The sequence below is a fragment of the Vibrio sp. 1874 genome, from assembly GCF_033344395.1.
GTDB classification, from domain to species: Bacteria; Pseudomonadota; Gammaproteobacteria; order Enterobacterales; family Vibrionaceae; genus Vibrio; species Vibrio alginolyticus.
The window spans coordinates 1-1,096 of the sequence record NZ_JAWPOR010000160.1 but is presented as its reverse complement, the minus strand read 5'-3'; the positions used below and the strand labels follow the sequence as shown (position 1 = coordinate 1,096).

The following is a 1,096-nucleotide window of genomic DNA, read 5'->3' as shown; positions in this document are numbered from 1 at the left end:
TTCAAAAACTCCCGCTTCAAAGAGCCCATTCTTGGTTCTAGTTTTCCTTCCTCGCTTCGCGAATACCGTTTATAGCGAGGAAGGCAACACGCTGTTATTTCTCGATGAAATCTCACCTGCAATGTATAATGCCGACGTTTCGCAAACGTTAACATCTTCCATTCTTATTACACACCTCGTCAGCATTTGCGATACGAATATAAATAACTTTCGTAGATTAAAATCGATATAAATATCCCCACTGATGACGATTCATCAGGCCTTTTTGTGAGTAATTATGTTTAACTCAGAACGCAAAGCGACCGTGATTCTGGTGGCCACTACGATGATAGCGGCACTGGGCTGGATTTTTTCCAAAGAAACCATACAAGGGCTGCCTCCCTTTGGTTTTATTGGCTTGCGATTTACCATCGCCTCTCTCTGTTTACTGCCATTGTGTTACCGACCACTAAAAGCGGCACGGTTAAAAGACGTGTTGGCAGCCAGTGGCGTAGGTTTGCTGCTTGGCGGCGCTGTGATGACGTGGATTTACGCCATTTCAATCAGCGATACGCTAGGCGAGGGCGCATTTATTATGAGCCTCTCGATGCTGTTCGTGCCAATCGTGGCTTGGGTAATGTTTCAACAACGCCCTCAGCGCATCTTTTGGATCTCGTTACCTATTGCGGTGATTGGTTTAGCGTGCCTTTCATTGGCTGGAGGTTGGAAGCAGTCTGCGAGTCAACTCTGGTTTCTTGGAGCGGCGCTTATCTTGGCGCTACACTTTAATGTAAACAGCAAATATTCGCAGAAGTTGCCCGTATTACTACTGACTTGTGTGCAGCTGTTTTCGGCAGGCTGTCTAGGTCTGTTGGTGTCGTTCTTGATGGAATCACGACCAGAGCAGGTGGATTCATCCATTTGGTGGTGGTTTGCGCTCAGTACGTTGCTCGCGACAAGTTTGCGTTACGTTATGCAGACGATGGGGCAAAAGTTTGTCCAAGCAGGGAATGCGGCACTGATTATGATCTTAGAGCCGGTTTGGACGGTTGTTCTCAGCATTCTTTGGTATGGTGAAGTTCTGACGGCCAATAAACTTGTTGGTTGTCTGCTGATT

1 protein-coding gene is annotated in these 1,096 nt (G+C 46.8%); it reads left to right on the top strand.

Going from position 1 to position 1,096, the window contains the following annotated elements:
* Positions 1-277: 277 nt before the first annotated feature.
* Positions 278-1,096, top strand: an 819-nt coding sequence (locus tag R8N46_RS25315; RefSeq protein ID WP_318189790.1) for a DMT family transporter, incomplete at its 3' end; no start/stop codon positions are given.